General features: G+C 72.2%; 18 protein-coding genes. 12 read left to right on the top strand and 6 right to left on the bottom strand.

Annotated features, from left to right (window positions below):
• A partial coding sequence (locus tag AOK23_RS05830) for a carboxylesterase family protein (protein WP_157877952.1) occupies nucleotides 1-326 on the bottom strand: 326 nt, incomplete at its 3' end.
• Between the two features lie 357 nt (nucleotides 327-683).
• Between AOK23_RS05830 and AOK23_RS05835 the strand changes: the two genes are divergently transcribed.
• Complete coding sequence (locus AOK23_RS05835; RefSeq protein WP_206336125.1) at nucleotides 684-1697, top strand: hydroxyacid dehydrogenase; 1014 nt, start codon at nucleotides 684-686, stop codon at nucleotides 1695-1697.
• A 75-nt stretch (nucleotides 1698-1772) separates the two neighbouring features.
• On the opposite strand, the gene AOK23_RS05840 is transcribed toward AOK23_RS05835, so the two are convergent.
• Nucleotides 1773-2195: a hypothetical protein gene (locus AOK23_RS05840; protein ID WP_240496271.1), complete on the bottom strand. Its 423-nt coding sequence runs from the start codon at nucleotides 2193-2195 to the stop codon at nucleotides 1773-1775.
• Nucleotides 2196-2467: 272 nt separating this feature from the next.
• Here AOK23_RS05840 and AOK23_RS05845 point away from each other — a divergent pair, with 272 nt between their 5' ends.
• The 5 genes from AOK23_RS05845 to AOK23_RS05865 all read left to right on the top strand — a co-directional run bounded on the left by AOK23_RS05845 (nucleotide 2468) and on the right by AOK23_RS05865 (nucleotide 9253).
• Nucleotides 2468-3067, top strand: a complete 600-nt coding sequence (locus AOK23_RS05845) for a hypothetical protein (RefSeq protein ID WP_055711670.1) — start codon at nucleotides 2468-2470, stop codon at nucleotides 3065-3067.
• 147 nt (nucleotides 3068-3214) lie between these two features.
• Nucleotides 3215-3457: an Arc family DNA-binding protein gene (locus AOK23_RS51840; protein WP_079049315.1), complete on the top strand. Its 243-nt coding sequence runs from the start codon at nucleotides 3215-3217 to the stop codon at nucleotides 3455-3457.
• Nucleotides 3454-5499: an NAD(+) synthase gene (locus tag AOK23_RS05855; RefSeq protein WP_055711672.1), complete on the top strand. Its 2046-nt coding sequence runs from the start codon at nucleotides 3454-3456 to the stop codon at nucleotides 5497-5499. The genes AOK23_RS51840 and AOK23_RS05855 overlap by 4 nt, the downstream gene beginning before the upstream one ends.
• A gap of 316 nt (nucleotides 5500-5815) precedes the next feature.
• Nucleotides 5816-6856: a LacI family DNA-binding transcriptional regulator gene (locus tag AOK23_RS05860; protein WP_055711673.1), complete on the top strand. Its 1041-nt coding sequence runs from the start codon at nucleotides 5816-5818 to the stop codon at nucleotides 6854-6856.
• A 189-nt stretch (nucleotides 6857-7045) separates the two neighbouring features.
• Entirely contained in the window at nucleotides 7046-9253 is a 2208-nt protein-coding gene (locus tag AOK23_RS05865) for an LTA synthase family protein (protein WP_055711674.1), read from the top strand.
• A gap of 145 nt (nucleotides 9254-9398) precedes the next feature.
• On the opposite strand, the gene AOK23_RS05870 is transcribed toward AOK23_RS05865, so the two are convergent.
• A complete protein-coding gene (locus AOK23_RS05870; protein WP_055711675.1) occupies nucleotides 9399-10073 on the bottom strand; it encodes a hypothetical protein in 675 nt (224 codons plus the stop codon).
• Between the two features lie 169 nt (nucleotides 10074-10242).
• Here AOK23_RS05870 and AOK23_RS05875 point away from each other — a divergent pair, with 169 nt between their 5' ends.
• Complete coding sequence (locus AOK23_RS05875; RefSeq protein ID WP_206336126.1) at nucleotides 10243-10641, top strand: VOC family protein; 399 nt, start codon at nucleotides 10243-10245, stop codon at nucleotides 10639-10641.
• Nucleotides 10642-10715: 74 nt separating this feature from the next.
• Here the strand turns inward: AOK23_RS05875 and AOK23_RS05880 are convergent, their stop codons facing one another.
• The 3 genes from AOK23_RS05880 to AOK23_RS05890 all read right to left on the bottom strand — a co-directional run bounded on the left by AOK23_RS05880 (nucleotide 10716) and on the right by AOK23_RS05890 (nucleotide 13479).
• Nucleotides 10716-11411 carry a DUF6597 domain-containing transcriptional factor gene (locus AOK23_RS05880; protein ID WP_055711676.1) on the bottom strand — a complete coding sequence of 232 codons (696 nt, stop codon included), beginning with the start codon at nucleotides 11409-11411 and terminating at the stop codon, nucleotides 10716-10718.
• 9 nt (nucleotides 11412-11420) lie between these two features.
• On the bottom strand, nucleotides 11421-12191 hold the full coding sequence (locus AOK23_RS05885) for a helix-turn-helix transcriptional regulator (RefSeq protein ID WP_055711677.1): 771 nt from the start codon (nucleotides 12189-12191) through the stop codon (nucleotides 11421-11423).
• 163 nt (nucleotides 12192-12354) lie between these two features.
• Complete coding sequence (locus AOK23_RS05890) at nucleotides 12355-13479, bottom strand: YihY/virulence factor BrkB family protein (RefSeq protein WP_206336127.1); 1125 nt, start codon at nucleotides 13477-13479, stop codon at nucleotides 12355-12357.
• 553 nt (nucleotides 13480-14032) lie between these two features.
• On the opposite strand from AOK23_RS05890, the gene AOK23_RS05895 reads away from it, so the two are divergent.
• Genes AOK23_RS05895 through sbnA form a run of 5 tightly spaced genes read left to right on the top strand, consistent with a single transcriptional unit; the run spans nucleotide 14033 to nucleotide 22222 of the window.
• Nucleotides 14033-16591, top strand: coding sequence for a Pls/PosA family non-ribosomal peptide synthetase (locus tag AOK23_RS05895; protein ID WP_206336128.1), 2559 nt, complete (start codon nucleotides 14033-14035; stop codon nucleotides 16589-16591).
• Nucleotides 16592-16610: 19 nt separating this feature from the next.
• On the top strand, nucleotides 16611-19091 hold the full coding sequence (locus tag AOK23_RS05900) for a non-ribosomal peptide synthetase (protein ID WP_055711678.1): 2481 nt from the start codon (nucleotides 16611-16613) through the stop codon (nucleotides 19089-19091).
• Entirely contained in the window at nucleotides 19088-20146 is a 1059-nt protein-coding gene (locus AOK23_RS05905; protein WP_055711679.1) for a TauD/TfdA family dioxygenase, read from the top strand. Before AOK23_RS05900 ends, AOK23_RS05905 begins: the two co-directional genes overlap by 4 nt.
• Entirely contained in the window at nucleotides 20143-21183 is a 1041-nt protein-coding gene (gene sbnB / locus AOK23_RS05910; RefSeq protein ID WP_055711680.1) for a 2,3-diaminopropionate biosynthesis protein SbnB, read from the top strand. The genes AOK23_RS05905 and sbnB overlap by 4 nt, the downstream gene beginning before the upstream one ends.
• 43 nt (nucleotides 21184-21226) lie before the next feature.
• Nucleotides 21227-22222, top strand: coding sequence for a 2,3-diaminopropionate biosynthesis protein SbnA (gene sbnA, locus AOK23_RS05915; RefSeq protein ID WP_055711681.1), 996 nt, complete (start codon nucleotides 21227-21229; stop codon nucleotides 22220-22222).
• Nucleotides 22223-22571 lie beyond the last annotated feature (349 nt).

Here is a 22571-nt window from a genome sequence, read left to right on the forward strand (position 1 = left end):
CGGGCCCCGGGGCCCGGCTCCGGCGTCCACACGTTGAGGTTGAGGCAGTCGTCACCCGCGACGACGGGGTCGGACAGATAGCGGGCGAAGGCCTCCGAGTAGGCCGGTTTCGGCGGGGTCGGCCCGAAGGCGCCCGCGTCGCGGACGCCTTCCCAGGGCTCGGGCGGCACGGGCGGGCGGAAACGGCGGGGGCCGAAGGGTGGGGCCGCGTACGGGATGCCGCGGAAGACCGCGATCCCGTCCTCGTACCCATCCCCGTGGGCGTACCTGCCGCGGACGTCTCCGTACGGTGTGCGGACCACGGGATCCGGCCGGTCTGCCGTCATACGCCCACCAGCTCCTCACACCCGCTCGCTCGTGAACCGCCGTTCACATCAGAGCACCACATCCCCTCGCGGTATTCCGGTCCTGCGGGATCCTTGACGGCTATTTGGCGTACAGGCGGGCAGGCAGCCGAGCTGGTCGGAGCCGCCATCGCCCCGGGTAACCGATTTCAGCAATCTGTCGCGATCGAGCAGTCCTCCAGAACCTGTCCCCGAGAGCAGTGAGGACTCTTTACTGCTCACGCACCACCTCGGCGGGATGATTGACCACTCTCAGCCATGGATCTACCGTAGAAGACGTTTTCTGAACCGAAACCCCTTCCTCCTTCCCCTCGCCCCCTGCCTCACCCCCGGAGAGCCATGCCCAGCGCCCAGTCGCCGCGAGCCGTGTTCGCCATGGACCCGGTGCATCTGCCTCTGCTCTTCCCGCTGCCGCTCATGGACCGGTTGCGGCAGGTGGCCGAGATCGACCCCGGACTCGTCGTGCGGGACTTCACCGATCCGGCCGTGACCCCGGCGCTGGCCGAGGCGGAGGTGCTGATCACCGGTTGGGGCTGCCCGCATCTCGACGCGGACGTCCTCACGGCGGCGCCCCGGCTGCGGACCGTCCTGCACGCGGCCGGCTCGGTCCGGGCGCTGGTCGGTGAAGCCCTGTGGCAGCGGGGGATCCGGGTCTCCAGCGCGGTGGCCGCCAACGCGCTGCCGGTCGCCGAGTACACCCTCGCGATGATCCTGCTGGCCGGCAAGGACGCCTTCGGCCAGCGGGAACGCTACCGCCGGACGCGCTCCCACCCCACCCCCGAGGAGACCGCGGCCCTCGGCAACGTCGGCCGCCGGGTCGGGGTCATCGGTGCCTCCCGCGTCGGCCGTCGGCTGCTGGAACTGCTCCGGCCGTTCGACTTCGCGGTGTCGCTGTACGACCCGTACGTCGACCCGGCCGGGGCCGCGGCTCTGGGCGCCGAGCCGCTGGGGCTGGAGGACCTGCTGCGCACCAGCGACGTCGTCAGCCTGCACGCCCCCGACAGCCTCGAGACGTACCGCATGCTCGACCGCGCCGGGCTCGCCCTGATCCGGGACGGCGGCTGGCTGATCAACACCTCGCGCGGAGCCCTGGTCGACCCGGACGCCCTCACCGACGAGCTGCTCTCCGGCCGGCTGAACGCGGTCCTCGACGTGACCGAACCCGAACCACTGCCGGCCGGCGGCCCCCTCCACCACCTCCCGAACGTCTTCCTCACCCCGCATATCGCAGGCTCCCTCGGCAACGAACTGGAACGCCTCGGCCGCACGGTCGTCGAAGAACTGGAACACCTGGCCGCGGGCCGCCCACCGGCCCACGAGGTACGGCGGACGGATCTGGCGCGGGTCGCCTGAGCGCGGCGGCGTCGCGTAGGCGCGCGTTCGCCGTCCGACCGCGGCCTTCGCCTTCCCTCACGCGGGTGCCGGCTCTCACTCCTCGTGCGAGACACCGAGGTCCCGGCGCATCGCGGTTCTCAGGGCGCGGAGCGTCTCCCAGACCTCGTACTGGGCCTGGGCCGCGGTCTCCATCGTCTCGCCCGGTTCGGGAGCACCCCGTTCGAGGCGCTTGACCTGACCGTAGACCTTGTTCAGGGCCTGGTTGACGGCATTCGCCCGCTTGAGCACTTCTTCGGGGGCGATCATCTGTGCCTCGGAGTATCGATCGCGGTGCGCGGCCTTCGCCTCTTCGAGCGCGTCGATCTCGGCCTGCTCCACGCCACGTTCTCTCAGGACGTGCAGGTGACGATTGAGGGCGGTGGTGAACTGGCGGGCGTCCCGGTTGAGTTCCGCGTAGCAGGTGCGCCGCAGCGAACGGTTCTCGCGGGCCTCCTCGTGGTCCCGAACGAGCTCCATCTCCAGGCGCTTGGCTCGTTCCGGTGCCGCGCTGGGTGAGGAGCGCCCCTCCCAGCGTTCCCGCGACGCCTGCCACAGCGATGATCACTGAGCTGAGATCCACTGACGCACCCCGTGAGACTCCTCGGCCGCGTGCCCGCTGCACATGGCCCGCCCCGCCAAGTCTGCCTCCCGTCCTCGACGTTCTGGCCATGTGCCGAAGCTCGTCAACCGACAAGCGCCCAAGAGACGGCTCGTGAGAGGGTGCGTTCGGTCCAGGGACAGGGGGAAACGTGGGGCTCACCTACAGCTACGACATCTATCTGCGTCCTCGGAATGTCGCCAGGTTGTTGACCGCGATGGCCGAACAGGCGCCAACGGCCCGTGCCGGACGGTCGCTTGAGGTCACCCTGCCCGGTGGTGACCGGCTCGTCCTCCCGTTCACGTCCCACTTCGAAAGCGATCCGGTCGACTGCTCCACCAGCGGCACGCTCGAACTCGACACGTCCCTCCTCTTCGACGTCGACGACGCACTACGTGCGTACGCGCAGACGAGCGGCACTCGACCCGAGGCGGACGGGCGCATCCAGATCGGGTACATCTACGCGACGATCCGGTTCGAGTCACGGCTGCACCCCGGCTACGCGTCGGTGGAGTGCTGGGCGGCGACATCGGACATGAGCCGCCTGTTCGCGCGGTCGGCCAACGTCAGGAAGCTGTTCACCGGCCTCACCGCCGACGCCGGAGGAGTGTGCTGCCTGTTCGACACCGGCGACGGGGCCGCCGAGCACATCTGCTGGCTCAACGGCGAACCCACCCGGGACGCGCTCCCCGGCCCCCGTTTCCCGGACCGCCGAGCACTTGTGACGGCTTGGTCCGACTCCGAGAAGTGAGCATCGGCGCCCTCGCTCCGAGGCTGGGCCCCGCCCAGCAGCCCCGCCGGGTCCGCCAGCCCCACCGGGTCCACCCGACCCGCCGAGTGCGCCCCCTCTCCGGCATCCCGGAACGCCGTTCCGATGCCACCGTGGCATCATTCCCGCATGGATCCTGAGAAGCGGATCTCTCTCCGCCTGCCCGCTGACCTCCACGAACGTCTTGTGGATCGAGCCCGGACCGATCGGCGGTCCCTCAACTCGGAGATCATCCATCTGCTGGAGGTCGCCATCGGCCCGGCGGCGAAGACGCCCGATCGCCTCGACGGCGTTCCGGCTCCCCACCCTGCTCCGCAGGAGCGCACGTCCTCCCCGGCCGAACACCGGGGTGTCCACGGAGGAAACCGGTGAACTTCTGGTCGCTCTATCAGCACGGCTTCGCGCGGGTCGCCGCCTGCACCGGTCACGCGGCGATCGCCGACCCGCCCGCCAACGCGGAGGCGGTACTGCGGCAGGCCCGCCGCTGCGCGGAGGACGGCGTCGCCGTCGCCGTCTTCCCCGAACTGTGCCTGTCGGGCTACTCCATCGAGGACCTCCTGCTCCAGGACGCGCTGCTCGACGACGTCGAGGCGGCGCTGCGGACGGTGGTCGCCGGGTCGGCGGACCTGCTGCCGGTGCTCGTCCTCGGCGCCCCGCTGCGGCACCGGCACCGGATCTACAACTGCGCGGTGGTCGTGCACCGCGGGCGGATCCTCGGCATCGCACCCAAGTCGTACCTGCCGAACTACCGCGAGTTCTACGAGAAGCGCCAGATCGCCGCGGGCGACGACGAGCGCGGCGGCACGATCCGGGTCGCCGGCGCGGAGGTGCCGTTCGGCCCCGACCTGCTGTTCGCGGCCGAGGACATCCCGGGCCTGGTGGTGCACGCCGAGGTGTGCGAGGACATGTGGGTGCCGGTGCCGCCGAGCGCGGAGGCCGCGCTGGCCGGCGCGACCGTCCTGGTCAACCTGTCGGGCAGCCCCATCACGGTCGGCCGGGCCGAGGACCGGCGGCTGCTGTGCCGTTCGGCGTCGGCCCGCTGCCTCGCCGCCTATGTGTACGCGGCGGCCGGGCAGGGCGAGTCGACCACCGACCTGTCCTGGGACGGCCAGACCATGATCTACGAGAGCGGCACCCTGCTGGCCGAGACCGACCGGTTCCCCGCGGGCGACCAGTACGCCGTCGCCGACGTCGACCTCGACCAGCTGCGGCAGTCCCGGCACCGGATGGGCACGTTCGACGACAACCGCCGGGCGCTGTCCGGGCGCACCGGCGCGTTCCGCGAGGTGGTGTTCCGGCTCGACCCGCCGACCACCGACCTCGGGCTGCGGCGCCGGGTCGAGCGGTTCCCGTTCGTGCCGTCGGACCCCGCCCGGCTCGCCCAGGACTGCTACGAGGCCTACAACATCCAGGTCGCGGGCCTCCAGCAGCGCATGGCCTCGATCGGCGGCCCCAAGATCGTGATCGGGGTGTCGGGCGGCCTGGACTCCACGCACGCGCTGATCGTCGCCGCACGGGCGATGGACCGCGCGGGCCGCCCGCGCAGCGACATCCTGGCCTTCACGCTGCCCGGTTTCGCGACCGGTGAGCACACCAAGGGCAACGCGCACAAGCTGATGCGTTCCCTCGGGGTCACCGCGGCGGAGCTGGACATCACGCCCACCGCCCGGCTGATGCTGAAGGAGATGGGCCACCCGTTCTCGTCGGGCGAGCCGATGTACGACATCACCTTCGAGAACGTGCAGGCCGGGCTGCGCACCGACTATCTGTTCCGGCTGGCCAACCAGCGCGGCGGCATCGTCCTCGGCACGGGCGACCTGTCGGAGCTGGCGCTCGGCTGGTGCACGTACGGCGTCGGCGACCAGATGAGCCACTACAACGTCAACTCCGGTGTGCCGAAGACGCTGATCCAGCATCTGATCCGCTGGGTCATCAGCAGCGGCCAGTTCGACGAGGACACCAACGAGACGCTGGCGGCGATCCTGGACACGGAGATCAGCCCGGAGCTGGTGCCCGGCGAGGAACTCCAGTCCACGGAGTCCAAGATCGGCCCGTACGCGCTGCACGACTTCACGCTGTTCCATGTGCTGCGCTACGGCTACCGGCCGTCGAAGATCGGGTTCCTTGCCTGGCACGCCTGGCGCGACGCGGAGGCGGGCGCCTGGCCCCCCGGGTTCCCCGAGGGCGAGCGGGTGGCGTACGACCTGCCGGAGATCTGGCACTGGCTGGAGTACTTCTGCCGGCGTTTCTTCGCGTTCGCCCAGTTCAAGCGCTCGGCCATGCCGAACGGGCCGAAGGTCCTGGCCGGCGGCTCCCTGTCGCCGCGCGGCGACTGGCGGGCACCGTCGGACAGTTCGGCCGCGGCATGGCTGCGTGACCTGGCCCGCTGGGACCTGCCGGAAGCCCGGAAGTAAGCGGCCTACCAGCACCCACGAGTACGCCACATCGCCCCTCGCGCGTCACCGGTATCGCGGCCCCGCGCGGATGGCGGACGAGTCCCGTTCGCTCAGCGCTGTCACCTCCCAAGGCCGTCGCGGGCCGTGATCCCGCGGCGGCCTTCGCGCTGCCCCGGAAGGCTCGGTGCGACGGTCGACGGACTGGGGGCCCGGCCGGGGCGGTCCTCTGATTCCCTCTCCTTCCCGCCGTGTTGAGTTGGCCGTACGGTAGAGAGCGCTTGCTACTCGAATATTTCACCGGCCCTCGGGACGGGGCCTGAGAGGTGGAGTCGCGATGGTGCGTGGCGGGAGCGCGACGGCCGGGCCGACGCTGGCGGTGGTGGCGCGCGAGGCCGGGGTGTCCGTGCCGACGGCCTCGAAAGTGGTCAACGGCCGGGAGGACGTGGCCCCCGAGACCAGGCGCCGGGTCACCGAGGCGCTGGACCGGCTCGGCTATGTCCGCAGGCCCAGGTTCGAGGCGTCGAAGCCTCCGCGCATGGTCGACCTGGTGGTGCACTCGCTGGAGAGTTCCTGGTCGGGGGCGGTGTTGCACGGCGTGGAGCAGGCGGCGCACGACGCGGGCCTCGAGGTGGTGGTCTCGGCGGGCCTCAGCCGGACCCGGGGCGCGCGCCCGGAGCGCGGCTGGTTCGACAAGCTGATCGCCCGGGGCTCGGCGGGGGTCCTGTTCAACCTGGCGGAGCTGTCCCCCGCCCAATACGCCTGGCTCGGCCAGCACCGCGTTCCGTTCGTCCTGATCGACCCGGTGCTCGAACCCCCGCCGGGCGTGGTGTCGGTGGGCGCCGCCAACTGGCAGGGCGGGATGACCGCCACCGAGCATCTGCTGGCCCTGGGGCACGAGCGGGTCGCCGTGATCGCCGGGTACCGGCGCAAGATGTGCAGCAGCGCGCGGGTGGCGGGCTACCGCTCGGCGCTCATGGCCGCGGGCGTCCCGTACCGGCCGGAGTACGTCCGCTACGGCAACTTCATGGAGACCACCGCGCACCACCGCATGCTCCAGCTGCTGGACCTGCCCGAACCGCCGACCGCGGTGTTCGTCTGCTCGGACAGGATGGCGCTCGGGGCCTACCAGGCGCTGGCCGAGCGGGGGTTGCGGATCCCGGACGACATCAGCGTGGTGGGTTTCGACGATCTGCCGGAGGCCCGCTGGGCGACCCCGGCCCTGTCCACCGTGCGCCAGCCGCTGTCCGAGATGGCCTCGACGGCACTGCGGCTGCTCGCCGGGATGATGGAGGGCGACCGACCCGAGGGCACACGCACGGAGTTGTCGACGCGGCTGGTGGAGCGGGCGAGCACGGGGGCGCCGCGCTCGGCCTGACCGCCGGGTGGGATGGTGTCGGAGTTCACGTGGAGGGGTTGCGGACGGCCTGAGCACGAGTGAACGGTGAGCGTCGTCGCACCGTACGCATAGTGATGGGCGTACGGGTGCGAAGGCGGTCCCGCTCCTCGGCTCACTCCGTCCACCAGCACAGAGCTCCAGCATGTTCCACAGGGAAGGACCTTCGGGTTGTCGCACACACGCTCTCCGCAGCTTCCGGGCCCGGCACCCGCACCGGACGACGACACCGCCCCCGAGAACACCGCCGAGGCCGCAGAGCCGAAACCGAAGCCCGAGGAGGGGTCCGCACCCGCGTCGGACACGGATTCCACGCCGGGCGCCGAAACGGAGGCCGGGTCGACGACCGAGGTCGACCCGAAGCCCGAGGCGAAGGGGAAGGCGGAGCCTGAGGCCGAAGCTGAGCCCGAGGCCGGCGCCGATGCGAAGGCGGAGGCCGAGGCCGAGCCGGAGGGCGAGACGGCAACCGAGTCCGCGACCGGGGCCAAGACCGAGCCAGTAGCCGAGCCGGAGCCCGAGACCGAGCCGAAGGGGGAGGCGGAGCCCGAGCCGGAAGCCGAGGCGAAGCCCGAACCGGAAGCCGAGGCGAAGCCCGAACCGGAAGCCGAACCCGGACCTGACGCGAAGCCGGAACCGGATGCGAAGCCCGAACCGGAGCCGCAGACCGAACCGGAGCCGAAGGCCGAGGTGGCGGCCGGGGTCGACGGGGCTTCCGTCCGCCAGGGCTGGCGGGATCGGCACCCCCGGCGGGCTCGTGTGCTCGACTGGGTCGGGACCGGGCTGGCCATCGCGTTCGTCATGTTCGCGTTGCTCGTACCGAACGACGTGACGAAGTTCGAGGTGGGCCGGCTGCTGCGGATCCCCGCGGAGGGCATCCTCGGCGCGGCGCTGCTGCTGGTGCTGCCGCCGAAGGCGCGTCGCACGGCCGTGGTGGTCATCGGCGCGGTGCTCGGCCTGCTGATGATCGTCAAGGTGCTGGACATGGGGTCGTACTGGACCCTCGACCGGCCGTTCGACCTGGTGCTGGACTGGCCCCTGCTGGACAACGCCCGGTCGTTCATGAAGGACTCGCTCGGCAACACGGCGGCGCAGGCCGCGACGATCGGCGTGATCGCGCTGGTGCTCGCCCTGCCGTTCCTGACGACGTTCGCCGTCCGGCGGATCAGCCGGCTGATGGAACGCGACCGGCACACCGCGAGCCGTACGCTCCTCGTCCTCGGCACCGTCTGGATCACCTGCTCCACCCTGACCCTGGAGGTCGCGGACGTACCGCTGGCCTCGCACAGCGCGGCCACGCTCGTCGAGAACCGCATCGAGTCGGTGCGCGACGGGCTGAAGGACGGCGCGGCGTTCGAGAAGCAGGCCGCCGTCGACGCCTTCGCCGACGTGCCGCCGGACCAGTTGCTGACGGGGCTGCGCGGCAAGGACGTACTGATCACGTTCATCGAGAGCTACGGCCGCTCCGCGATCGACAACCCGCAGATGGGTGAGCCGCTGAGTGAGACGCTCGCGCAGAAGACGCAGGAGCTGAAGGACGCCGGGTACGCGTCGCGCAGCGGCTGGCTGCGCTCCCCCATCACGGGCGCCGGCAGCTGGCTCGGCCACTCCACGTTCCTGTCCGGGCTGTGGATCAAGAACCAGTCGCGCTACAACCACCTCGTAGCGGGCGACCGGCTCACCCTCACCGAAGCCTTCCGCCGCACCGGCGCCTGGCGCACCGTCGGGATCGTGCCGGGCACCCAGAAGGCGTGGCCGGAGGGCAAGTTCTTCGGTCTCGACCACATCTACGACTCGGACCAGCTGGGGTACCAGGGGCCGAAGTTCAGCTGGTCGACCATGCCGGACCAGTACACCCTGAAGGCGTTCCAGGAGCTGGAGTACGGCAAGGCGGGCCGCAAGCCGATGATGGCGGAGATCATCCTGACCTCCAGCCACAACCCGTGGGCGCCCATCCCGCGGACCATCCCGGAGGAGGAGATCGGCGACGGGTCGGTCTACCACGGCCTGCAGAAGGCCGAGGGCAAGGACCCCAAGGAGGTCTGGAAGGACCCCCTCGACGTCCGTGACGAGTACCGCAAGACCATCCAGTACTCGGTGAGCAGCATCGTCGACTTCGTCGCCAAGTACGGCTCGAAGGACACGGTCCTGATCTTCCTCGGCGACCACCAGCCCAACAAGACGGTCACCGGCGACAATCCGAGCCACGACGTGCCGGTGTCGGTCGTCGCGCAGGACCCGAAGGTGCTGGAGAAGATCGACGACTGGGGCTGGGCGGACGGCCTCAAGCCGGCCTCCGACACCCCGGTCTGGCGCATGGACAAGTTCCGCGACCAGTTCATGACGGCGTTCGGCCCGCAGCCGGGCGGTACGCCCCAGTAGCGCACGCGTTCGGTCCGTGGACCCGGTCGGCCCGGCGATGCCCCCCCCTGAGGTACGCCGGGAAGGCCGGGTCCTCGTCTGTCTCCACGGCGTGACCGGGGGCGGTGCGGGTCGGCTGCTGCCTGCCGCTCCGCCCTCCCGTCGGTCAGCCTGACGCGCCGACCTCGTTGTCGGGTGCTCCGTCACCGACCGGGGGCAGGTCGCCGCGTTCGACGGGCGTCCCGTCGCGCGGGGGCGGCGTTCCCCCCTCGTGGGGCGCCGAGTGGTGCGGGGGCGGGAGGAGGCAGGCCAGTTCGGCGTCGTCGGGCCGGTGGGCGGCGCGGGCGGCGGCCCGCAGGACGTCACGGTCGACGGCGGCCGTGACCGCGCTGATCCGGACGACGTGGTCCCCGCGCTGGCGGGCGTACTCGTGCTGTCCCGCCGAGGTGCGGTACCAGGCGTCGCCGTCGCGCACGCAGTCGACCGTCGCGCCGGTGCCCTGTCCGAGGGGCTGCTCGGGGCAGTTCTCGGCGGTCATCGCGCCGCGGTCGACGAGGAGCAGAAGCTGGGCGCTGTTCCGTCGGGACCAGTAGGCGGCGGAGAAGCCGTCGTCGCCGTACACGCCGACCGACTGCCGGGCCAGTTCGAACCCCGGGGACTCGGTGACGTAGACGAGCCCCGGAGCGAGACCGAGTGCCTCGGCGCGGGCGTGGAGTCGAGCCCGGTCGGGGCTCGGCGCGAGGGGTTCGCGGGGCACCGCAACGACCTTCTCGCTCCCGCAGCCCGTGAGCAGCAGCGGCAGCAACGCCAGGGGCAGCAGAGTGCGCGCGGTACGGAACATGTCCCCCATCCTGCCGCACAGTTGTTTCACAGGCAGGGCAAAGAGTCCGTTGTCCGAAAGCGCTTGCCCCACTGCGTCCGCGATCAGTCGCCACAGCCTCCCGGCGGGCCTTCACCCCGTGTCCGTTTCCTTCAAGACCGGCCGTGCGCGGCACGCCTACGGTGGCCGTATGACTCCACGACTCGACGCGATCGGGATGGTGGCTTCGGACATGGCCGCCTCCGTCACCTTCTACCGCCGTCTCGGCTTCGACTTCCCCGAGGGCTCGGAGGAGCAGCCGCACACCGAGGCGGCGCTGCCCGGTGGGCTCCGGCTGATGCTCGACACCGAGGAGACCGTGCGGTCCTTCCACCCCGAGTGGCGGCGGGGCAGGGGCGGCGGCGCCGGCCTGGCCCTGCTGTGCGACAGTCCCGCCGAGGTCGACGCGGTGTACGAGGAGTTGGTCGCCGCCGGCCACCAGGGCGAGCTCAAGCCGTGGGACGCGGTGTGGGGCCAGCGGTACGCCGTGGTCCTGGACCCCGACGGCAACGGTGTCGACCTCTTCGCACCGCTGCCGTCGGCCGGGTAGCGGGCGCGGCGGCGGTGTCCCCGGCCGACGGCTGGTGACCGGTGGCCTGCGGGGCGCGCACCCGCGCGGGTCCGTCACCGTCCGCCGAGCAGCTCGCCCAGCGGCAGGCCCGCCAACTCCCTGACGTCCCGCGCCAGATGGGCCTGGTCGGCGTACCCGGTGCGGGCCGCGGTCTCGGCGTACGGCACCCCTGCGCGGGCCAGCGCGAGCGCCCGCTGCAGCCGCAGTACGCGGGCCAGCGTCTTGGGTCCGTATCCGAACGCGGCGAGGGAGCGGCGGTGCAACTGCCGTGCGCCGACGCCGAGTTCGTCGGCGGTGACCGACACCGGCCGTCCGGCCTCCAGTGCGGCGACCACCCGCAGCAGCAGGGGATCGGGCCGCTCGCTCTCGGCCGCCCGTTCCAGGACCACCTCTTCGAGGCCGTACGCGGGATCGCGGGCCGCGTTCACCCGCGCGGTGAGCCCACGGACGAGCGGGGTCGGCCACAGGTCGTCCAACGCCACACGCCGGTCGCGCAGTTCATGCGCGGGCACGCCCAGGAAGGCGGGCGCGGCACCCGGCCGGAACCGGACCCCGGCCCAGCCGCCGGTGGCGCCTTCGACGGTGTGCGCGCGGGTGTCGGGTCCGGCGACGAGCAGCCGTCCGTCGTTCCAGAGGAGATCCATGCAGCCGTCGGGGAGGACCCGCCCCGGGCCGGGATCGTCCGGGCCGCCGGGGCTGTTCGTCCACACGACGGCCCCGCCCAGCCGGGACGCCCGTTCCGCGTACACGGGAAAAGCCTACGTCTGCGACCGGTGGCGGTCCCGCCCTCGCCCCCGGTGCTCCTGCGGGCTCACCCCGTGGACCCTCTTGAACGCGCTCGACAGGGAGAACGCGCTCCCGTGGCCGACCCTCCGGGCGATCGCCTCCGGAGTGTCGTCGGTGTCCCGGAGCCGGTCCGCGGCCAGGGCGAGCCGCCACGCGGTGAGATAGGCCATCGGGGGCTCCCCGACCAGGTCGTGGAAGCGCCGGGCGAGCGCCGCCCTGGACACCCCCGCCTTTCCGGCGAGCGCCGCCACGGTCCACGGGTGCGCCGGATCGTCGTGCAGCAGCCGCGGCGCCCGGCCCACCACCGGGTCCGCCATGGCCCGGTACCAGGCGGGCGCCTCACGGGTCGCGAACCAGGCGCGGAGCGCGGCGATGACCAGCAGGTCGAGGAGCCGGTCGCCCCAGGAACGGACGCCGAGATCCATGGAGCCGTTGAGGGGCCGGCCGTCGGGGTAGGCGCACTCGGCGCCCGGCAGGATCACGGCCTGCGGCGGGGTGGCGGGGTCGTCGGCGCAGAGGTACGGGTCGGGGCCGCGGGCGATGGCGAGGTCGCCGGCCCGGAGCCGTACGCGGTCGCCGTCGCCGGCGTCGGGAACGATGCAGGCGTCGCCGCGGACCATGAGCATGATCGTGAGCGGGGCGCGGTCCGCCACGCGGACGCACCAGGGCGGGTCGAAGCACGCACGGATCATGAAGGCGCCACGGGCCCGCGGGCCCTCCCGCAGGCCGGTGAGTGCGTCCATGCCGGCCGGCGTAGACGCGCGCGCACAGGGATGAGCCATAGCGGCCGGGCCGGGCGGCGGGTGCCCGCGAGCGGTGGCGGGACGCGTGGAGTGGAGGGCCGGGGTGGGTGCCCGGCTTCCCCCGGGGCGCGCCCGCCCGGCCGAGGTCCCTGCTCGTCCGCCCCTACTCGTCGCCCTTCTTCGCGGGTGACCGCAGGCGCGAGGTGACGTCCTCCGGGGGGAGGAAGCGGGACCAGCGCTCCGGGAACTCGGAGGGCATGTCGGGGTCCTCGGGGTCGTGGGAGCGGGCGGCGGCCGCGCGGGCGACGTACTCGGCGGCCTGCTCCTCGCGCAGGCGCTCGTTGGCGGCACGGGCCGCGGCAGTGGCGGCGGCCGGCCAGACCCGGTCGATGGCGGCGTTGACGGCCGCGCCGACCAGGACCGCGAAGGCGCTCACACCGATCCAGAGCAGGACGGCGACGGCGGCCGCGAGGGAGCCGTAGATCGTGGCCCCCTCGACCGTGGCGGCGAGGTAGATGCGCAGCAGGAAGCTGCCGAGGACCCACATGCCGAGGGCGACGAGGGAGCCGGGCACGTCCTCCACCCAGGGGGAGCGCACGGGCACCGACACGTGGTAGAGCGTCGTGAGGAAGACGATCGACAGGACGATCACGACCGGCCAGTAGAGGACCTGGACGACCGTGGTCGACCACGGCACGATCCGGACCACCGCGTCGGGGCCCGCGACCATCAGCGGCAGCGCGACGGAGCCGATGAGCAGGGCCACGATGAACAGCAGGAACGCCATCAGCCGGGTCTTGACGATGCCGCGGACGCCGTCGAGGCCGTACATGACGGTGATGGTGTCGATGAAGACGTTCACCGCGCGGGAGCCGGACCACAGGGCGATCAGGAAGCCGATGGAGATGACGTCGGGGCGGCCGCCCTTCATCACGTCGTCCAGGATGGGCTGGGCGATCTCCCGGACGCCCTTGTCGGACAGGACGGTGCGGGAGGCCTCCAGCAGGTTGAGCTCCAGGCTGGCGATGGTGTCGGCGCCGGTCCAGTCGTCGACGTAGCCGAGGAGGCCGATCATGCTGAGCAGCAGCGGCGGCACGGAGAGCAGGGTGAAGAACGCCGCCTCCGCGGCGAGACCGAGGATGCGGTACTCGATGCAGGAGTTGACGGTGTCCTTGAGGAGCAGCCAGGCGGTCCTGCGCTTGGAGACGTTCCGGTAGAGGGCACGCGCGCGATGGAGACGCCCGTGCGGGCTCTCGGGTCGAGGGGGTGACTGACTTGCTGGCTGCACGCCCTAAAGGTATCCGTCTGGGCGTGCCGACCTCACCTCCCCGTGCCGCGGGCCGCGGCCGGTTCCGCGTGGGCCGCTCGCTTCCCTCCGGCCCCGTCACGGGGCAGATGCCGAAGAGAAACACAGCGGAAACCAAAGGTGATTCCGTATCTCGTTTTCTGTCATGGACGTGCTGGCCGAATTACTGAGGCGACGGAAGTGGAACGCCGGAGCGTGTTTGTACCCGCTTTTTGGAAAGTTCCCCGCTGAAGCCCGCGGCCGGGCGAGGTCCGACAGGTCGGAAGAGATCGGAAAAGGGGCGGGAAAGCGTCAATTACCCGGTCTCCCTTGACCTGTTCGGTAATGTGCCGAAAGAATCCGGATTGCATTCCGCTGGGCCGGCCCGGATCAGGCTGCGGCACAGCACAGTCCGGGGGATTCTCCAGGCTTCGACCAGCCTGTTCCATTCCGCCACTCCCGTCACCGCATTCCGTCCCCTTTCTCACCGTCATTCCGCGCGCCGTCCGTTCACCCCCGGGCGCCCTTCCTCGCAATATCTGTCGCGGAGAATTCAATGACATTGCCAGTACCACGACACGTGGTGGAAGAACCGGATGCGGTCGAGGCGGCCGAGCCGGACGCGGCGGAAAGTCACACCGCCGTCGAGCGACTTCTGGCCGATGTTCTGGCCGACGTCACCCATATCGAACATGTGCCCGTCGACGCTCACTTCTTCGACGATCTCGGCGCCAACTCACTGACGATGGCTCATTTCTGCGCCCGGGTCAGGAAACATCCGCGTCTGCCCCCGGTGTCCATACGGGACGTCTACGGCCACCCCACCGTCCGCTCCCTCGCGGCCGCGCTCGCCGAAGCCCCCCAGCCGCCCGCCGCCGCTCCCGCGCCGCCGCCGGAGACGACCGCGCCGGGCAGCACACCCCGGTACGTGCTGTGCGGGGCGCTCCAACTGCTCGTCTTCGCCGGGTACTGCCTGGCGGCCACCCTCGGCTCCGTACGGGGGTACGCGTGGGTGGCGGACGGCTCGGGAGTCGTCGAGGTCTATCTGCGGTCGACGGTGTTCGGCGGGCTCGGCCTCGTCGCCCTGTGCCTGCTGCCGGTGGTCGCGAAGTGGCTGCTGATCGGGCGGTGGAAACCCGTGGAGTTCCCCGTGTGGGGCCCGGCCTACCTGCGGTTCTGGATCGTCAAGGCCCTGCTGCACACCAGCCCGATGACCCTGCTTGTGGGCAGCCCGCTGTACGTGCTGTACCTGCGGGCCCTGGGCGCCCGGATCGGCCCCCGTGTCACGATCCTCAGCCGTACCGTCCCGGTCTGCACCGATCTGCTCACCATCGGCGCGGGCACCGTGATCCGCAAGGAGTGCCACTTCCTGGGCTACCGGGCCCGCGCCGGGCGGATCCGCACCGGCCCGGTGACCCTCGGCCGGGACGTGTTCGTCGGCGAGCACACCGTGCTCGACATCGACACCGCCATGGGCGACGGCTCCCAGCTCGGCCACTCCTCCGCGCTGCGCGCCGGCGCGACCGTCCCCGCGGGGCAGAGTTTCCACGGCTCCCCCGCCCGCCGGACGGACGTCGACCACATCCGGGTCGGCCCGGCCGCCTGCGGCACCGCGCGACGCGCCGGATACGGGCTCGCCACGCTGCTCCAAGTGTTCCTGCTGTACGTGCCGCTGACCGTCGGCGGCGCCCATCTGCTGCTCGCCGCCGTGCCCTCGCTGGAGGTCCTGCTCGACCCGGCGGCGCCGCACCTCACCTCGGCCCGTTTCTACGCCGAGGCGGTGGCGCTGTCCCTCGCGCTGTTCCTCGGCAGTGTCGTCGCCGGCGCCTTCGCGGTGCTCGTGGTGCCGCGGCTGCTGCGCCCGCTGGTCCGTCCGGACCGGACGTACCCCCTGTACGGCTTCCACTACTCGGTGCACCGCGCGATCGCCGGCCTCACCAACATCAGGTTCTTCGCGTGGCTGTGCGGCGACAGCTCGTACATCGTCCCCTACCTCAAGGCGCTCGGGTACGACCTGTCGCGGGTCGAGCAGACCGGGTCGAACTTCGGCACCGAGATCCGGCACGAGACGCCGTTCCTCACCCGGGTCGGCAGCGGCACCATGGTCGCGGACGGGCTGTCGGTGATGAACGCCGAGTACTCCGCCACGTCGTTCCGGGTCTCCCGGACGTCGATCGGCGGGCACAACTTCCTCGGAAACGCCATCGCCTACCCGGTCGGCGGCCGGACCGGCGAGAACTGTCTGCTGGCGACCAAGGTGCTGGTCCCGCTCGACGGCGAGATCCGCGAAGGGGTCGGGCTGCTCGGCTCTCCGCCCTTCGAGATCCCCCGCTCCGTCGAGCGCGACAGCCGCTTCGACCATCTGCGGCAGGGCGACGAGCTGCGCCGCAGGCTCGCCGCGAAGAACCGCTGCAACCTGCGCTCGATGGCGCTGTTCGTCCTCCTGCGCTGGCTGCACCTGTGCGCGCTCACCGTCCTCGGCTTCGCCGCCTACGACCTGTACGGGCACCACGGCACCGCCGGGCTGCTCGCGCTCGCCGCCGCCCCGCTCGCCGGCCTGGTGTTCACGGTCGCCTACTACGTGCTGGTGGAGCGGTGCCTGACCGGGTTCCGGCCGCTGCGGCCACGGCTGTGCTCCATCTACGACCCGGTCTTCTGGCGGCAGGAGCGGCTGTGGAAGCTCCCGGACAAGCACCTCCAGGTCCTCAACGGCACCCCGTACAAGAGCGTCGTCTGGCGGCTGATGGGGGTACGGATCGGCCGGCGGGTCTTCGACGACGGGGCGTACATCACGGAGCGGACCCTGACCTCCATCGGGGACGACTGCACGCTGGCCGCGAGCACCAAGATCCAGGCCCACTCGCAGGAGGACGGCACGTTCAAGTCGGACCACGTCACGATCGGCGCGCGCTGCACGCTCGAGGTCGGGGCGTTCGTGCACTACGGCGTGGTGCTGGGCGAGGGGGCCGTGCTCGCCCCCGACTCCTTCCTGATGAAGGGCGAGGAGGTGCCGCCGTACGCGCGGTGGGGCGGGAATCCGGCGACGGAGACGGTGCGGTACGCGGCACCGGACACCACGGGGCGCTCCCGGACGGACGCCCCGCGCGAACAGTGAAGTGAATCGGGGGAGACACATGGACCGGTCGAAGACGGCGGGCGACACCGCCCGGACGTTCTGGCAGGGGATGCTGACCGCCGGGGGGCGGACCGCGATCCCGAGGTGGAGCGGCGATCCCGTGAAGGGCACCGCCGCGTACGAAGTGCCGTTGCCCGAGGGCATGCTGGCGGGCCCGGACGGGACGGCGGCGCTGCTCGCCGCCCACGCGAAGGTGCTCGCCGCGCTCTGCGGCGAGCGGGAGGTCACCACCGGCTGGGCGGTGGACGGCCGGGTGCTGCCCTGCCGGATCGGCACCGCGCCAGGTGACACCTGGCGGTCCCTGCTGGGGCACACCCGGCGCGTCCTCGCGGAGCTGTCGGCCCACGCCGGCTTCCCCGTGGACGCCCTGCGCGCCGAACTCGCACTGGAGGAACCGCCGTTCGAGACCGTGCTCGACACCACCGGGGCGGACGGCGACCTCGACGGGGACGTGGTCCTGCGGGTGGCGCCGGTGCGGGGCGCGGACGGGCCCGCGCTGCGGCTGCGGTACCGCACCGACGTCCTGGACGAGGGCGCCGCCGCCCGGATCGCCGGCTACCACGTCACCGCGCTCGCCGGGCTCGCGGTGGAACCGGGCGCCGAACACGCGCGGCAGAGCCTGCTGTCGGACGACGAGGTCCGCCTCCAGCTCGACGGCCTCGCCGGGCCGCACCGCGAACTGCCCGACCGCCGGGCGCACGAGCTGTTCGAGCAGCGGGTCGTGGCGCACCCCGACGCCGTCGCGGCCGTCCACGGCGACCGCCGGTGGACGTACCGGGAGCTCAACTCCCGCGCGAACCAGCTCAGTCGGGCTCTGCTGGTGCGCGGACTGGGTCGTGAGGGGGTGGTCGCGGTGGTCACCGAGCGGAACCTCGACTGGATGGCCGCCGTCCTCGCCGTCCTCAAGGCAGGGGGCGTCTACCTCCCCGTCGAGCCGCACTTCCCCGCCGAGCGCATCGCCCGGACGCTCACCCGGGCCCGCTGCGAGCTGGTGCTCACCGAGCGGGGCAGCACCGCGACCCTCGACGCGGCCCTGGCCGCGCTGCCCGACACGCAGAAACTGCTCGTGGAGGACGCGTACGACGAGGCGCACCCCGACTCCGACCTCGGCATGGAGATCACCCCGGACCGGCTCGCGTACATCTACTTCACCTCCGGTTCCACGGGCGAGCCCAAGGGCGCGATGTGCGAGCACGCCGGGCTGGTGAACCACCTCCACGCCAAGCTCGACGACCTGGGGATCGGCGAGGGCGACGTCGTCGCGCAGACCGCGCCCCAGTGCTTCGACATCTCCCTGTGGCAGCTGCTGGCCGCGCCCCTGGCCGGCGGGCGGACCCTGCTGGTCGAGCAGGACGAGATCCTCGACGTCGAACGGTTCGTCGACCGGATCACGGCCGGCCGGGTGAACGTGCTCCAGGTCGTGCCGTCGTACCTCGAAGCCGTCCTCGCCCATCTGGAGCAGCGCCCGCGCCCGCTGCCCGACCTGCGCCGGGTGTCCGTCACCGGGGAGGCGCTCAAGAAGGAGCTGGCCGAACGCTGGTTCGCCGGCGGGCCCGGGATTCCGCTGGTCAACGCCTACGGGCTCACCGAGACCTCCGACGACACCAACCACGAGGTGATGCACCGGGCACCGGAGGGCGACCGGGTGCCGCTCGGCCGCCCGGTCGGCAACGTCCGCGTGTACGTCGTGGACGAGCACCTCTCCCTCGTACCGCTGGGCGCTCCGGGGGAGATCGTCTTCTCCGGGATCTGCGTGGGGCGGGGGTACGTCAACGATCCCGAGCGCACCCGGCGGGCCTTCACCACCGACCCGTACCGGCCGGGTGAGCGGCTCTACCGCAGCGGCGACCACGGGCGGTGGCGGCCCGACGGCAAGCTGGAGTTCCTCGGCCGCCGGGACACCCAGGTCAAGGTGCGGGGCTTCCGCATCGAGATCGGCGAGGTGGAGAACGCGCTGCTGCGGGTCGACGGGGTACGCGACGGCGCGGTCGTGGTCGCCGGGGGCGCCCGGCTGGTCGCCTTCCACTCCGGCCGGCCGCTGCCGGGCGAGGTGCTGCGGGAGCGGCTGGCGGCCTCGCTGCCGGCGTACATGGTGCCGTCGGTGTTCCACTGGCGGGCGAGCCTGCCGCTGACCGCCAACGGCAAGACCGACCGGCGGGCGCTCACCGAACTGGCCGAGCGCGTCGGCACCACGGACGGCGGGCCCGCGGTGTCGACGGTCACGGCGACCGAGGAGCGGCTGGCCCTCGCGTGGGCCGACGTGCTGGGTGTGCCGAGGGCCCGGATCGGCCGCGACGACGACTTCTTCGACCGGGGCGGCACCTCCCTGTCGGCGGTGAAGCTCGCCGTCGCCCTGGACCGGGCGGTGTCCCTCAAGGACGTGGTCCGCCATCCCGTCCTCGCGGACCTCGCCGCCCTGATCGACACACGGACGGCCGCACGGGCCGCCGCCGACCTCGACGGGAGGGCGTCGTCATGAGCTTTCTGAGCCGCCGCGGCGCCCCGGGCCGCCGCCGCACCGCCCTGGAGGCACCGCCGGTTGCGCAGCCGCTCCCGGAGGTGGACCTCTCCCCCGGCAGGCCCGCGCTGCTGCCGGTCTCCCCCGCCGTGCCCGCGCCCCGCTGGGCGGCCGGGCACCGGGACGCCCTGCGGGCCGTCGTCGCCGAGCACGGCGCGGTCCTGGTGCGGGGCCTCGGGCTGCGGGACGCGGCCGAGGCCGAGGCCGTGTTCCGGCAGCTGGGCGGCGGCACCCTGCTGGGCGAGCGGGAGACCTTCGCACCCCGGCGGACGCACGCGGACGGGGTGTACTCCTCGACCCCCTGGCCGCCGAACCAGCCCATGTGCATGCACCACGAGTCGAGCTACACACGGGAGTTCCCGGGCCTGCTGCTCCTCGCCTGCCTCCGGGCCTCCGACCGGGGCGGGGCGACGGGCCTCGCCGACGCGGAGGCCGTGCTCGCCGCGCTGCCGGCCGGGCTCGCCGAACGGTTCGAGCGGGACGGCTGGCTGCTGACCCGCTCGTACAACGACGAGATCGGCGCGTCCGTCGAGGAGGCCTTCGGCACCGCCGACCGGGATGCCGTCGAGCGCTACTGCCGCGCCAACGGCGTCGACGTCGCCTGGCAGCCCGACGGCTCCCTGCGCACCCGGCAGCGGCGCCCCGCCGTGGTGCGGCATCCGGTCACCGGCCGGCGCTGCTGGTTCAACCAGGTCGCGTTCCTCAACGAATGGACGATGGACCCCGAGGTGCGCGCGTACCTGGTGGACCTCTACGGCCCCGAAGGGCTGCCCTTCAACACCCGCCACGGCGACGGCGAACCGATCGGCGCGGACGTCGTCGAGACGCTCAACGCGGTCTACGAGGCCCACACCGTCCGCACCCCATGGCTCCCCGGTGACCTGCTGCTCGTCGACAACATCCGCTGCGCCCACAGCCGCGAGCCCTACGAGGGGCCGCGCGAGGTGCTCGTGGGGTTCACGGACCCCGTACGGCTTTCCGACCACGACACGAAGGACGAGGTGAGCTTCGTATGACCGGGACTCCGGGCTTCGCCGTGATCTCCGGCGCCCAGGTGCGGGAGGCGCTCCAGGGGCGGGAGCGGGAGATCGTCGACCTGGTCGAGACCGTGTACCGCCTGCACGGCGCCGGGGACACGGGCGACACGGTCAACCCGCCGTCGTACTTCCTGCGCTTCCCGGACCGCCCGTCCTCGCGGATCATCGCGCTGCCCGCCTCGCTGGGGGGAACGTTCCAGGTGGACGGGTTGAAGTGGATCTCCAGTTTCCCGGAGAACACGGCGGCCGGGCTGCCCCGCGCCTCCGCGGTGCTCATCCTCAACGACCACACCACCGGCTATCCGTTCGCCTGCCTGGAGGCCTCGGTCATCAGCGCGACCCGGACGGCCGCGTCGGCGGCGCTCGCGGCCGACCGGCTGAGCGCGGCCCGCGAGGCGCCCCGCCCGGTCCGGGTCGGCTTCGTCGGCACCGGCCTGATCGCCCGCTACATCCACACCTTCCTCGCCGCGACCGGCTGGTCCTTCGAGGAGGTCGGGGTGCACGACCTGTCCGCGGCCAGTGCGGCGGGCTTCCGGGGGTACTTGGAACGGTCCGGCGCGAGCGGACGGGTGGTCACGTACGGCAGCGCCGAGGACGTGATCCGGGCCGCTGATCTGATCGTGTTCGCGACGATCGCGGGCGAGCCGCATGTGCACGAGCCCAAGTGGTTCGCCCACCACCCGCTGGTGCTGCATGTGTCGCTGCGGGACCTGGCGCCCGAGGTACTGCTCGCCTCGGCGAACTTCGTCGACGACGTCGAGCACTGTCTGAAGGCGGACACCTCACCGCATCTCACCGAACAACTCACCGGCGGCCGGGACTTCCTCGATGGAACGCTCCACGACGTGCTCACCGGCCGTGCGTCCGTGCCGGCGGACCGTCCGGTGATCTTCTCGCCCTTCGGCCTCGGGGTCCTCGACCTCGCGGTCGGCGGTCGTGTCCACGCCGAGGTCGCCCGGACGGGCGGCCTGCGGATCGTGGACGACTTCTTCCACGAGCTGCGCCGGCACGGCTGACGGCCGACGCAGCGGTACGACAAGCACCACCAGGGGGGCCGCAGTGCCAGTCATATCCGTTCCCACGGACTTCAACGAGGAGGAGCTGTACGTCGACCTGCGCACGGTGGTCGGCCACAGGCTCTTCCTCAAGTGCGAGGGCTTCAACTTCGCCGGCTCGATCAAGCTCAAGGCCGCGACCGAGATGGTGCGGGCCGCCGAGCGGGACGGACGGCTCGGGCCGGGCTCGACCCTCGTCGAGTCCTCGTCCGGGAACCTGGGCGTCGCGCTCAGCATGATCGCGGCGAGCCGGGGCTACCGGTTCCTGTGCGTGACCGACGCCCGCTGCAACCCGGCGACCAAGGGGCTGATGGAGGCGCTCGGCAGCCGGGTCGACGTCATCACCGAGCCGGACCCGATCGGCGGCTTCCTCGGCGCGCGGATCGCCTACGTCCGCGCGCTGTGCGCCGCCGACGAGCGGTACGTGTGGCTCGACCAGTACACCAACCAGGCGAACTGGCGGGCGCACTACCGCACCACCGCGCCCGCCATCGCCCGGCAGTTCCCGCGGCTCGACGTGCTGTTCGTGGGGGTCGGCACCTCGGGAACGCTGATGGGGTGCGCCCAGTGGTTCTGGGAGCGGCGGCGCCGGGTGCGGATCGTGGCCGTGGACAGCGTGGGCTCGGTCGCGTTCGGCGGGACGCCGGGGCGGCGGCTGATCCCCGGCCTCGGCACGAGCGTGCCGCCGCCGCTGCTCGACCCGTCCTGCGTGGACGACGTCGTCCGGGTGGAGGAGGCCGACACGGTGCGGGCCTGCCACCGCCTGGCGCGGCGCGGCTTCCTCTTCGGGGGCTCCACGGGCACGGTGGTCAGCGGCGCCGTCGACTGGCTGAACCGGGACGGCTCCCCCGACCTCACCGCGGTCGCCATCGCCCCCGACCTCGGCGAACGCTACCTCGACACGATCTACCGCCCGGGCTGGCCCCTGGAGCAGTACGGCGAGTCCTTCCTGGGCACCGACGAACTGGGCACGGGGGAACTGGCGGCGCCGGTGGTCTGAGCCGGGGCCAGCCTCGGGCTGGTGCCGGGGTCGGCCTCGGGCCGGCGGGCCGAGCGGGGCGGGCTCGGGGAGCCTTCCCCCGGATGCGGGTGACCGGGACGCCGTCGGTCGAGGGGTGGTAGCTGCTGCCACAGACTGCGCACGAGGCCGAATTAGCTCGATCGTGTGATCGTCCGCTTGTGAGCTTGCGGCGTCCTGGGCTGATCGGGCTGACGTGGTCGTGCGATCTGCGACACCGGGTACGGCGTCAGCGTGCGGGGCCCCTGCTCCACCAGAGGATGGTTCAGGGCCTCCCCGTCGCCTCTGGCCGTACCTGGTGGGGACCAGCGCGCCCAAGACCGTTCGGGGC

Source organism: Streptomyces torulosus, assembly GCF_001419765.1.
GTDB lineage: Bacteria > Actinomycetota > Actinomycetes > Streptomycetales > Streptomycetaceae > Streptomyces > Streptomyces torulosus.